This window comes from Methanobrevibacter cuticularis, assembly GCF_001639285.1.
In the GTDB taxonomy this organism is placed as follows: Archaea; Methanobacteriota; Methanobacteria; order Methanobacteriales; family Methanobacteriaceae; genus Methanobaculum; species Methanobaculum cuticulare.
The window spans coordinates 1-13,120 of the sequence record NZ_LWMW01000054.1 but is presented as its reverse complement, the minus strand read 5'-3'; the positions used below and the strand labels follow the sequence as shown (position 1 = coordinate 13,120).

At 29.3% G+C, this 13,120-nt stretch carries 11 protein-coding genes; all 11 read right to left on the bottom strand.

Annotated elements, in window-relative coordinates:
* Window positions 1-257: 257 nt before the first annotated feature.
* On the bottom strand, window positions 258-1,913 hold the full coding sequence (gene mcrA, locus MBCUT_RS01525; protein WP_067257927.1) for a coenzyme-B sulfoethylthiotransferase subunit alpha: 1,656 nt from the start codon (window positions 1,911-1,913) through the stop codon (window positions 258-260).
* A gap of 14 nt (window positions 1,914-1,927) precedes the next feature.
* A complete protein-coding gene (mcrG, locus tag MBCUT_RS01520) occupies window positions 1,928-2,677 on the bottom strand; it encodes a coenzyme-B sulfoethylthiotransferase subunit gamma (RefSeq protein WP_067257924.1) in 750 nt (249 codons plus the stop codon).
* 3 nt (window positions 2,678-2,680) lie between these two features.
* Window positions 2,681-3,280, bottom strand: a complete 600-nt coding sequence (gene mcrC, locus MBCUT_RS01515; protein ID WP_067257920.1) for a methyl-coenzyme M reductase I operon protein C — start codon at window positions 3,278-3,280, stop codon at window positions 2,681-2,683.
* Window positions 3,281-3,283: 3 nt separating this feature from the next.
* Window positions 3,284-3,736: a methyl-coenzyme M reductase operon protein D gene (gene mcrD / locus MBCUT_RS01510; protein WP_067257916.1), complete on the bottom strand. Its 453-nt coding sequence runs from the start codon at window positions 3,734-3,736 to the stop codon at window positions 3,284-3,286.
* A 121-nt stretch (window positions 3,737-3,857) separates the two neighbouring features.
* Complete coding sequence (mcrB, locus tag MBCUT_RS01505) at window positions 3,858-5,189, bottom strand: coenzyme-B sulfoethylthiotransferase subunit beta (RefSeq protein ID WP_067257912.1); 1,332 nt, start codon at window positions 5,187-5,189, stop codon at window positions 3,858-3,860.
* A 1,025-nt stretch (window positions 5,190-6,214) separates the two neighbouring features.
* Window positions 6,215-7,465, bottom strand: coding sequence for a methyl coenzyme M reductase-arginine methyltransferase Mmp10 (mmp10, locus tag MBCUT_RS01500; RefSeq protein ID WP_067257909.1), 1,251 nt, complete (start codon window positions 7,463-7,465; stop codon window positions 6,215-6,217).
* A gap of 81 nt (window positions 7,466-7,546) precedes the next feature.
* Window positions 7,547-8,671, bottom strand: a complete 1,125-nt coding sequence (locus MBCUT_RS01495) for a metallophosphoesterase (RefSeq protein WP_067257905.1) — start codon at window positions 8,669-8,671, stop codon at window positions 7,547-7,549.
* A gap of 290 nt (window positions 8,672-8,961) precedes the next feature.
* On the bottom strand, window positions 8,962-9,783 hold the full coding sequence (locus MBCUT_RS01490) for a DUF4013 domain-containing protein (RefSeq protein ID WP_067257902.1): 822 nt from the start codon (window positions 9,781-9,783) through the stop codon (window positions 8,962-8,964).
* 504 nt (window positions 9,784-10,287) lie between these two features.
* Complete coding sequence (locus MBCUT_RS01485) at window positions 10,288-11,103, bottom strand: DUF4013 domain-containing protein (RefSeq protein ID WP_067257899.1); 816 nt, start codon at window positions 11,101-11,103, stop codon at window positions 10,288-10,290.
* A gap of 450 nt (window positions 11,104-11,553) precedes the next feature.
* The gene (locus tag MBCUT_RS01480; protein ID WP_169805355.1) at window positions 11,554-11,787 is read right to left on the bottom strand and encodes a hypothetical protein; all 234 of its coding nucleotides are present in this window, start codon (window positions 11,785-11,787) and stop codon (window positions 11,554-11,556) included.
* A 139-nt stretch (window positions 11,788-11,926) separates the two neighbouring features.
* Window positions 11,927-13,120, bottom strand: a 1,194-nt coding sequence (locus tag MBCUT_RS01475; protein ID WP_157082424.1) for an Ig-like domain-containing protein, incomplete at its 5' end; no start/stop codon positions are given.

The following is a 13,120-nucleotide window of genomic DNA, read 5'->3' as shown; positions in this document are numbered from 1 at the left end:
ATATATTCTAATATCTGATTCTATAATCCAATGATACTTAATATATAATATCTGATTCTATAATCTAACTTATAATAACTAATTATTATGATATATGTTTTGATAGTAGTTTAAATAATTATTTTAATTGGATAATGATTAAGTTAATTCAAATTAATATTAATCTAGCTTAATTTATCATATCAATTAACTATAAGTAATATTATTTTCGCTAATCAAATATAACGAAAAAATGAAAATAATAGGTGTTTTAACACCTATTTAGCTGGTATAATTAGAGATCTTTCACCATCAGGCATAAATTCTCTTAATGCACCTTTTGCAATTTCAGCACGAGGTTGGCTGAAGTCGAAACTTAGGTTTTTATCAGCAAATGCAATTTTAATTAATGGGTTAAATGCAAATGCATCTTTCCTAGCTGCATGAGGAGCTTGGGAAATACCTGCATATTCACCTTGGTGTCCCACATTCATTGCATAATTAGGATAATTTGGTCCTCTCATCTCAACAGGTAATCCTTCGTCTGCTCTTATAGAGAATACATTGGATGCACCACATTGATCTTGTAAGTCGTAACCATAGAATCCTAATCTGGAATGTTGTTCTTTGTGTAAGTACATGGATAAATACCAAGCACTTAAACCAGTTTGTGCATTTCCAGTAGCAAAAGCAGTTGAACAACCAGCTGCTGCAGAAACAACAGAAGCTCTTTGAGAACCTCCAAATTGAGTTTCAAGTAAGGCAGGATATTCTTCATATTGTTCTAATCCATAGAAGGTTACTTCAGACCCTACATCAAGGACAGTGTCCATGTTGTTAGGAGCTTCACATAAACCACCATATTTGTCTTCAACATATTCTTTACCATAGTAAGTAAAGTCATCAAGTACATTGTCAGTGTATGCAGCGGACGCATATTGAGTGAATCCAACACCACCAGACATGTAAGAACCTAACCAAATTTGATCGTAAAGTGCAGCAGACATAGCTACTACATCTAAAGTAGTTCTAACTGGATCATCTTCATTTACTCTTGAGGATTGACAAATATCTGCCATGTAACCGAATGGAATTCCACCAGGCTCATTTTCTGCTCTTGCTCTTCTTACAGGTAAGTAAGTACCCATGTGAATAACTTCTGCATGTTTAGATGCATAAGCGAAATCACCAGTAGCTCCTTCACCAGCACATTGATTGTATGCAGAAATCATGGACATACCAATTTGCATAGCAGACCATCGAGAGGTAGTACCTCCATCACAAACTCTTCCAACAATACTAGGAATTCTGACTACTTGCCAGATTTTGTCACCAACTTCAGCTTTTAAAGCTTCAGCTTGTTCTTTTGAAAATTCTTTGTTAATATCTAAAACAAATGCAGAATCAATCTCATCAGCTACTTCATCATCACCAGTGAATATTTTTACATAACTGTCAGCAACAAGCGCAGGGTTGGTTTCAACCATGTGCTCTTGTACAACAGCTGCACCAGGCATTGCGTGGTTAACAGTTTCTAAATATTCTGTGATTGTTTCAGGAGTAACTTCAATTCCTAATCTTTTTTCAAGAACAGTGTGTGCAGTGTTTAATCCTACAATAACAGTTCTTCTAATATCATCCCACATCTGTTGGATAGCAGCATTGTTTACAAAGTGGAAATCATCACCTTCAACAAAAGTTTCAGTTGTAGAAACTTGATAAGGCATTAATGCTCTTTGTCCCAATGGAGACCCAACATCTGGATTATATTGAGGAATTCCTCTTTTTGTAGCTATTTCTTTACCTTCTTTAGCAAATTCAGATTTCCTTTCAGATTGTTTCCATCCACCTAAATTATAAAAAGTGGTGGTTTTTTCTTCAGGAGACTCTTTGAATTTTTTATTTAACGCTTCAATAAACTTTTTATTAGCCATATTAATCTACCTCCCTATTCAGGGCAGAATCCTCCTTCGGATCTAGAGACGTGTATTCTGTGTAAAATTTCTACAGCATCTTTATCGTTTTTGTATGCTTCACCATCTATTCTATAAATAGTGGTTTTCTTCTTCAAAGTTTCTTCATCTAATGGTTCACCAAGAACAACTGGTTCATCAAGTTCTTTACCAATTTGATCTTTTACCATTTCAACTTTACCAGTTGCTTTGTTGAAGATTTGTCTTCTGAGCATATCAAACATAACACCATCTTCATCAAGTCTTAATGAATGACCGTGTACAGATTTACCTCTTATACCAGTTCTTGCTGTATCAAAGTATTCAGTTTCTAATAATTCCTTAGAAATCTTTTCGAGGTCTCTTTCTCTTGCTTCAATGATTTGTCTTCCAGATAAAGTACCTGCATCGACTCCTCTATATCTGTTTAAGTATGACCTAGACCTTAAATAAGGTTGAGCTGGAGCAAAGTACATAGAGTCAACAAATTGAATATATCTTACTCTGTCACCTGCTTTTGCACCGTCAATAGGCTCTACTAATTCTCTTACTATATCATCAGGCTCATCCATTTCATCTAATGGTGGGTGAACACTTTTATATTCTTCACCTGGAGCTCTGTGACCTAATATTTTTACTACGCCTTCATCAGATATGTCTCTTAATTTTTCTAACTCATAATCTGGATCAGAAAAATTTCTTCTGTTTTGAGCAATCTGAGAAGTTCCTGGATAATATTGTGCCATAAATCATGCACCTCCTAATGCTAACTTAACTTTTCTAATAATCTCATCTAATTTTTCTTGGGGACATGTTTCGCCCCTAATAACACCGGTAACGATATTAACTACTTTACCTTGGGTTTTAATTTCATCATGAATCGGCATGACTCTTAAAGTTTTAACACCAATCTTAGCAAAATCTTCAAAATCAACAGGGTATTCACAAATAATAACAGCAGAACTATTCACATGTCGTAAAATTAATCTTGCTTTGTAGATAATGTGATTTCTAACTCCTCCTAAATGCACAACAAGAAGTTTAAATTGTTTCATTTGTTCAATTTCTTTATCGTTTAAACCAAACAAACTTCCACTTGCTCCTGGAGCATCAGAAGGAACACCACCTCCAGCGTCTAAAATAATTGTGCTAGTTAAAACATTGGCTTCGCGAAGAGCAAAAGTTATCTCACAAACAGGTTTTGTGATATGCCTTCTCCCAGGAGACATAGCTACTGCCAAGACATCGCTTCCACACTCTGCAAAAGTGCCTCTTTGAGCAATTCCTCCTCCTTCACCAAGTCCCATTGTTTCACGACAATCAACAACGTGGGTACATCTACCTATCATAAATTATTCCTTTTCATTATCTTTTTTGATAAAAGTTAGTCTATCTTTAAGCTTAGCTGATTGATCTGTCATTCCAATTAATTCATCGGGAATATCTGCATCACCGTATTTTATATTATCAGTTACGGTCTTTTGATCCCTGATATATTTTCCAATATTTATATCGAATCCAAAAGGAAGATGTTGTTCACATATTACCTTAATTTCATCAATAGTTTCTTCAGTGGATAATTCAACAAAAATACGACCAGTTTTTACTTTAAGCTCGATTTCTTTCCCATTGACTGTAATTCTTCGTCTATCAAAATAACGAGGATCTTCATTAGGGTCTTCAGGTGGGAGTCTTGGTCCTTGAAGAACTGTTCGTTTAACATCAACAAGACTTTCAATTCCATTTAACAACTTTTCAGTTGTATCTGCTCCTAAAACTCTGTGTGGAAATATTTCAATGTCCATTTATAGTAAACCCCATTTATTTTAATCAATGAATTTTAATGTAATTCAAAGTTGTTAATTCAAAATTGTTATTTCAAAATTATATTTTAAATTAGATAAATTAGATGTTATTTGAGATTATTTAGATATCGCCTTTTATATCGGCAGCTGCCTCTACGACATATTTTAATGGTTCTCGGAATTCATCTACACTACTGAATACTTCTTTAATTAATCCAGAAGTTGATTCTGGTGAGAAAAGTTGAGTACCAGCATCTAAACACATTGCAGCAACAACACAAGGAATACAGAATCCCTTACTATGTCTTGTAACTACATGGTTACCATTAAAGAGACCTGGGCCTCCTCCACCATAAATTGAGTGACTAAAGAATGAAAATCCAACAGCTACACCTTCAGCTCTACCGAAATCTACACCAGGTAATCCAGTTGCAAATTCAATTGAGTCATTGAAGTATAATAATGTGGATGGTACACCTTGAGCAGCTCTTGCAGCACCTGTATTAACCATAGTTGCAGCAGTAGCTCCAGCAGCAGCATAAGCATTCCATTTAGCTAAATCATTAGTTCCGTAAACATCAAATCCATTGAGATCCTTTTCTACGCTAATAATTGCATCTGTTTTAGCTTTAGCAATAGTATCATTCATTATGGTTCCAACAGTTCCATTTTTAGCGTTATCTTTTACTAAACCTAAAACCATATTGTCTGCATTCATTCCTTGATAAGCTAAACCTAATAAGTGCATTCTTTCAAATGCCCCAACAGCATCTCCCATTTCAAACATTGCAGTTTGTTCTAAAATACTTGAAAGTGCAGTTCCTTGTAGACTGTTTTTTAATGTAGCAGCAGCTACGTGATTAGCCATGATATTTCTTAGAGCATATCCCGGTCCTTCAAGTTTTTGAGGAATATCTAACATGGTTGCAATATTTCCTCCCATGTATTCAACGGATTGTGGGTATCTTCCAAGTATTGCAGCTTTTACCATATTAGCATCATACATATTTATATCAAATTCTTTGATTAATGCTTGTACTAAGGCAGTTGCAGTAGACAATGTAGCTACAGAATATTCAGCAGCAGAATCTAATCTTGCAGTTGGTATTTGAACCAATATTCTTTTTCCACCTGAAAGAAGTTCTACTTTAGTGTCATCTCCTTCAGTTACTTGAATCATCTCTTTTAATGAGGATGCAATTGAATCAGCACTTCCTGTAATATTTAAGTCTAATTCTCTTCCTAAAATCTTACAAGCAGGTCCTCCGACAGTTGCACCTCTTAAGGCATTTTCTATACCTTCTAAGTTTACAGCTACGGTCCTTTTTACACCACTAACGATGCTTTTAATAGCAGGATTCCGTAGTGGGCTTAAGGCTTCGATAGGTACATTAGATTCTACTAATGACCCTCTATCGTCGTATAAATCGACTTTATCATCAAACTTCGCCATTTTTTCCCTCCTAACTAAATATAGTTACTAATATACCATCCGAGCACAAGCGGTCATTTTTAAGCTTGCACCAGGTAAGCTACATTGCAATTTTTCACAATAATTAGCTATTTGGTATACAGATTTTAATTTGATAAATATATATTATAAAGCTTCCTTTTGGACTCAATTAGTAAAGCTTATAAAGGAGAAGCTAACCTGAAAATAATAGGATTCGAGACAAAAAAAGTAATACTTTTTAAATTTCAATAAATGAATTAGTTTAAAGAATAAAGAATATTTTATGATTAAAACTAGATTCATAGTTAATACTATTGGTAATTTCATATCATACATTACAAAAGTAAATATCATTAATAAAAACATCTAGAAAAAGAAATTTGTAAAATCCTAAAAAGGATAGAAAATATCGAAATAATACATTGAACAAAGATTCTAAATGAGAGAAAAATAGTAAAAATAAATAGAATTAAATAGAAAAAAATATAATGAGAGTGTCCCATAATTACTTTTTCACTAAACAAATCTACAAACATTTGAAGAAATTATTAAGATAAATTGAACAAAAAAAGAAAATCTTGGTGATTTTTACAAATTTGTTCATACAAAACTTAATTATGGGACACTCTCATAATAATATTTAAACATTTCTAAAAAAAAATAGTCAATAATATAATAATCATAAATAATAATTGATAAATCAAGATAATTCTTAAAATTAAATATTTTCAAATCAACTTGAACATTTTATAGATAAAAAATATAATAAAAAATATAATAAAAAATATGATAAAAAATATAATATTTCAAATCAAATTGAATTTTATAAATTTAAAATAATTTTATAAATTTAAAATAATATTTTAATAATATTTTATTAAAAAAGTTTAAATCATTAAAAATGCTTCAAATCAAGTCATGATAAAAATTTTTAAGAGAAATTCAATTTTCTTTATTTTAAAAATAATGAGATTATGAAATAATACTATAATTATTCTATGGTTCTTCTAAGTAGACCATTAAATCTACCTAATACCCTTCATTCCAAAGAAATTAATAGCTTCTACTAAATCTCTGAAAAATTCGATTTCTTTTTCTATAACATTTTCTTCAGTAAGAGTACCACTCATTTCACCATCTAAACTTAGTTTTTCAGGACCTCTCCCAACAACTCTATCTTTTCCATCAAGATTAAGTATTCTTTCTGCATCATCTTGATGAATAAAAGACCTTCCAGGAATTATGGCTGTTTCTTTCACATCTCCAAGATCTAATGCTTCTAAATCCTCTTTTGTAATTAGACAAGCTATATCTTTACCAGTAGCTACTACATTAACATCATCTGCCCCAATTTTCTTGAAGATTTTGCTTATATAAGGAGCAGCTATTTTTGAAGTAATAATAGTGGCTTCTCCAGTAACTTCTTGAATAAATTGCAAATAAATATCGTTTTCATCTTTAGCTAATGCAAAAGGAGCACCTGTTTCAGGATCACAAACAGGTGTTCCAGTAACTCGTATATTAAATTCTTTGTTAATTTCTTTTACTAATTTCTCAAACTCATCTATTGGATGAGGAGTTATTCCTTTAATAACTGGTTCATTACCTAATATAAGACCTTGGTTTGTAGTATTCGCAAATCTCATTAAAATTAAAGCTTTAGTTCCCCAATTTTCTAAAGTAGTGCAGGTTTGTCTTAGTACATCCCCATCATTTATACCAGGGATTAGAACTGTGGCTGCATGTAGTTCTGTACTTTCTGCAAAAATACGAGCTGCTTTTAAAGATTCTTCCGGTTCAGGATCCCCCATCCATTCTTTTCTAAGAATAGGATCATCAGCAAATAGAGTAAAAGTCACTTCATCAACACCAGAGTTTATTAGCCTTGTAGCTATTCCACTATCATCAATACCCTTTCCACTTGTATATCCTAAATGTATAGGAAGCTGAAACTGGTTTAATGTATTACTTAACTCTTCTAAATGAGGATAACAGCTAACATCCCCTCCTCCACTAATATTAACTTTAAGATCCTTATCTCGAATATTGCCCACCATCAATGTATTTTGAACTTCACTCATAACAAAAAAAGGCATTTTAAATTCATTTTTCGTTTCAGTAACCCCTTCACTACACTGAGAACATCCAATTTTTCCAGGAGAACAATTTTTACAGCCTAAAGGATCAACTTCTTTGACTTTTCTAAAATAACAATACTTACAAAATCCTCGACAATCTTTACCTGGGATTCCGCCAACATCAGCCACTATTTGCATAGATGTTTATTTCTCATAATCCATATATAAAAATTGTTAATTGATTTCTGTTAATATTTTTTATTGACATTTAAATATTATTTATTTAGTTTTGACTTCGTCGTTATTCTTTTTATTTCGTGTACTTTTTAATCTGAAAAGAACCATTTCAGCAGTTGTTCCTAACCTCATAGGAGGATTGAGTGTTCCGATACCCTCTGAAACATACAAATATTTATCTTTTTCATTATAAAGTCCTTTAAAATAGGGATAAACTTTTTTTACAAAGAAATTAAATGGGAAGAACTGACCAGCATGAGTATGACCTGAAAGAAGTAAGTCAACCCCATAATCCCTAAATAAATCCCATCCAATGGGAACATGATTTAATGCAATTAATAGCTTGTTTGGATCTATTTTTTCACCATCAATGCCAGTAATTTCTACCAATTGTCGATGTCCATAGGGAATACCCATAATCTGGACTCCTTTAACCACTACCATATCATTTGATAAAATTCTAACATCCGCATTAGTGGCTGCATTTAATACATTAGATATCCCTGGATAAAAATCATGATTCCCTGGAGTAAAGTAAATTGGAATTTCAGATTTTTTAAACGCTGCAAATGAATTTTGATCTATGTTAGAACTTCCATCTGCTAAATCTCCAGTTATGAGCAAGAAATCTAGACTTAAATCTTTATTAATTTGTTTTATTTCATTGATTATATTATTTAATAATCCTTTATTTCTAATTGAACCAAAATGAATATCAGAAATCTGGATAAAATTAATATCTTCTTCTAGTTTTTCAAAATCAATTTTAACCTCTTTAATTCTTATATTTAGTGCAGTATATATTGAATATATGACTATTAGTGGAACAAATAAGAATATTAAAAGCTCAATAAGAATTATAGGGACATGTATAAAGAAATTCACTATATAAATAGCTATTGTGGTCCATAAAAGGAATAATGAAGTTCCTTTCCAAATTTCAGAAATAGTAGAAAGTATTCTTGTTATTGGATTCGATTTTTTATACTCAATTATAGTGCCTAATAAGTAACTAACACAAACGACTAATGTCAATCTCAATATGATTTCACTATTAGTCACTCCAAATAGACCGAATACTATACTAAATAAGAAATAATTGTATATCCCATATATTACAGTAAATATAGGTCCAGTAAGAAGTAATCGTCTTGTTCGAATCTCCAAATAATCACCAATTCTCAACCATCAAATTAAAAATAAAATTTTAAAAATTTAATATAAAAACATCAAATTACGTCTAAATAAAGATAATTGCAAATTAAAAATAAAATAAATAATTTATTGAATAGTTTCTATTAAAATAATAAATTATTAAAATTAAATTATTTAAAATAATAAATTATTAAATTAAAATTATTAATATAAATAATTAATATAAAAATAATTTATTAAAATAAATGAATATTCAATATTTTTTTAGTTCTAATTCTAACTAATCCACGTTAACAAAGTAATTATTCAAAATTTTTTGATTCATTATAAATTAAACCAACAGCCCTTGAAGTAAATAGTAATAAAAATGGAATTACTATTAATGAATAAATAACAAAGCCCAATATTGGAATAATGAGTAGTAAACCTGCTATAAATGATATTACAACTGTAATAATCATGAGCAAAATATACCAAACTATATAATTTCCCCATTTAATTTTACCAATGGTATCTAGAATTTCACTAAATTGAATAATTGAAGCTAATTTACCAGTTTCAGCTAATCTTGCTCTAGCTATTATCGCAAATAAAGTAAATATTACAGATAAAATCCCATATACAAGTTGAACTAAAACATAATTGGTTTGTAATCCAACTAGATCCCCTCCAGTCATTGAAGTATAGTTAGAAGAATTAACAATTTGATTAAATGTCACCATATCTGAAAATAATCCTAAAGCATAAGCAAGAATAATGCCAATAGCTATTGGTATTATCATATAAACAACATGTAAAACAAACACTTTTAATCCATCAACTATATTCTTCAACCACTTAAAATACGGAAGATTCTCTACATTAGCACCTCTGTCAATTATAGTCTCTCTTGTAATACTCAGTCCATACCCATTATAAATTAGTCCTACAATAATTCCAAATACTAGTGTAATTATTCCCAAGATAATTGTAGTTAAGTATTGAGTTTGACTTAAAATTGCAGCAACGAATGTTAATGCAAATAAAATGAAACAACCCAGTAATAGTAATCCTAATGTTAAAACTTTACCCCAATCTTTAGTAGGATAAGTCAATGAATCTTTAAAAATTGATGTAATATCCATTTTTTCACCTCATATATAAAATAATTTAAAAGACATTTAACTGCTTTATAATTATTATATAATATAAACTTATTAATAACTGTTATTCATTTAAATTTTATAAGTTAAACAGAAGTAACTATAAAATCTAAATAAAACACTTTAACTAAAAATTATGTGGTGAACAAAATTCATTAATACAATCACATTGAATAAAAAGAAAAAATAACATGAAAAATTCTCTAATATGTTAAATTAATACCAATTTGATATTATATTATATTAAATATTATGTACTGAATATTTAATATTATATATTAACTATTATATATTAAATATTAGATATTAAGTATTATATTATATATTAAATATTATATAGTATATATCATATTAATTAAAAATAAAAACAAGACATTAAGACTTAAACAAATCCAAAAAGAATTATAATAGATAAAAAAATAAAAAAGATAGGAATATTTAAATTAATCTAAAGATAAAAAATAGAATAATTGTTTTAATCTTAAATTATTCTTTAGATTCATTGTAAATTAAACCAATAGCTCTTGAAGAGAAAATGATTGTATATGGTACGAAGAATAAGTAAGCTATTATAACTCCCACTATTGGAATAATCATAATAAAGCTCATAATAATCCCTATAACTATAGATATCAGTATAAGTCCTATTAACCATACTATGAAGTTTCCCCATCCAATTTGACTTATTTTCTTAAATACTTCTATAAAATTACTAGCTTTTCCTAAGCTATTGGTTTCAGCTAATCGTGCAATTGCAACAATCAGCAATATGGAAAATATTATAAATAAAATAATAGCAACAATAAGTATTCCCAAAATACTAGCTCCAAATGATGCTAAAAAGGCATCAGATAAAGTTATAATCCCATTATTTTCTATAATATTAGCAGATATGATAGCTAGGCTACCAAAAATATTCAATACAAATGCTAAAACCAAAATTACTGCAACTGGAATTATATAATACACAATATGTAAAATTAGAACTTTGATTCCATCTACAATATTATTAACCCATTCAAACGCAGGTATTTCACTTACAGAATTTTCTATTGTTTTTCTAATAATACTAACCTCATATCCAGAAATAATAAACCCTAATACTAATGCCAAAATAGCGGATATTATTATTACTATATTCAAACCTATAGATTGAATTACTGATAGACCAGCAGTATTAAGGACTGCTTCTAAAACATAAAAGATAGCTGATAGTATAACCAGTACACCCAAAATCAATAACCTATTCCAATTTTTAGTAGGATAAGTTAAAGAATCTTTAAAAAGTTCTACAATGTTCATTTTTTTCACCTCATATACCAAGAAAATATTTCTATTAAAATATTTTTCGGTAATTTTAAAATTTAATCGATGTTATTAATATACTTAACCTTTAATATTAATTATTGATGTTATGATTTACGAATCATGGATAAAAGTCAAATTTTAAAAAATTTAGCCATTGAAATTTGTTTTCTAAATCTTTCATTTATTAATACTTTTTTTTGTTATACTTTAAATTGTGTTTGTAGTTTTAATAGCTATAAAATTAGGTTACAGTTCCCTATTATAAATAATTTAGGATAAAACTAAAGAAAAAGTAATAATTATGACAACTCATTAAACAAAAAGGGAAAAGGAATATTATAGTGTTGGACCAATGCTGTCAACTTAAAGAATTATTACTTTAATATTTTAATGAATGCAATATTCCATTTAAATATAAATTATAAAAAAATTAATTAAAAAATACTAATTTTTTATTTTTATTTTATGTTCTTCTATTTCTTCTTTTGTTAGTTCCCTAATTAGATGGTTTTCATTGTTGAATCCGTTTTTTTCAATACTAAAAATATTTTCAATAGTACTGAAGTCGACACTGTGGATGTATAATGATTCTTTAATGATTTTATTGTTTTCATCTCTTTTTAGTTTGAAAATCCCATAAACTTTATCTTTCATTTTATGAACATCTCCTTTTATCATTTTATAATTATATACAACTGTTAAAATAATAATTAAAATAAATAATATGAGAGAATGGAAAAAATTAAGTTATTCTCTCTTTTTAAAAGTTTTTTTTTAGATTTTTATAATACACATATTTTTAACTATTATACTAGTTTTATGCTATTCTTTTGTAGAATTTTATTTTGATTTTAGCTATTTTTGCATATGCGAGGTTTTTTACACTGGTTTTTAGGATTTTTTTGGTTTTGTTGTAGTTTGTTTTTATGTTGCTTGTTTTGCTGATTTTGCTTAGTGTGAAACCTTTTAAAGATTTTTGGAATAGTTTAGAGCCTGTTAAAATACCGTAATTTTTAATATAATATGTTTTATAATAGACTCTGTATCTTTTTCCATGATATTTTACAGTTTTAGCACTCTTAGCAACATGATAGACTTTTATGTTTGTTTTTGTGATTGATATAGTGTTGGATTTTGCACTGGAATGGCCATAGATGATGTTTTCGGTGTTTAGTCCGTTGTATGCTGCGTTTGCGTAGTATTTTCCTGCTTTAGTTGCTGTGTATGTGTACTGTGCAATCCCTTGACCATTTATTCTAAGACTCACAATTTTACCTGCGATAGTTAAACTGATGTTCTGGTTAGCTAATGTGTTTCCTTGGTTGTCTTTGAGTGTGATTTTGTAGGTAATTTTATTGCCGTTTCTTGTTGAGGTTATTGTGATTTTAGTTCCAAGATTCTTTGGAGCAACAGTATAGTTAGTAGTTATTGTTGCATTGTTGTAGTTATTGTTTCCAGGGAAAGATATGTCTACATTAGCTATTCCTACATTTGTATTAGGTATTGTTAAACTCCAAAGACCATCGATAACAGTTACATTGTATTCTACACCATTTATAGTTACTATTATGTTATAAGTACCATTTATTAAGTTACCATTAGCATCAGTGATATTACCATTGATTGTGGAGTTTCCTCCGTAAGTAGCATTATTTGGTAAGTTAATGTTTATAGTTGTATTAGCTTTTGTAACGTTAAAATCAATGTTTAAATCAGAGTTTTCGTAGTTATTAGTTCCTGAGTAATTAACTGTTATAGTATTTAAGCCAACAATAGTATTAGGTATTGTTAAATTCCATGATCCATCGATAACAGTTACATTGTATTCTATGCCGTTGATGGTTATTGTGATGTTGTATGTTCCGTTTATTAGGTTACCATTAGCATCAGTGATATTACCAGCAATAGTGGAGTTTTCACCATAAACAGCATCAGTAGGTAAGTCAACATTAATTATAGTTCCTGATTTACTGACAATGAAATTCACATTATCATCGGATTCTGTGTAATT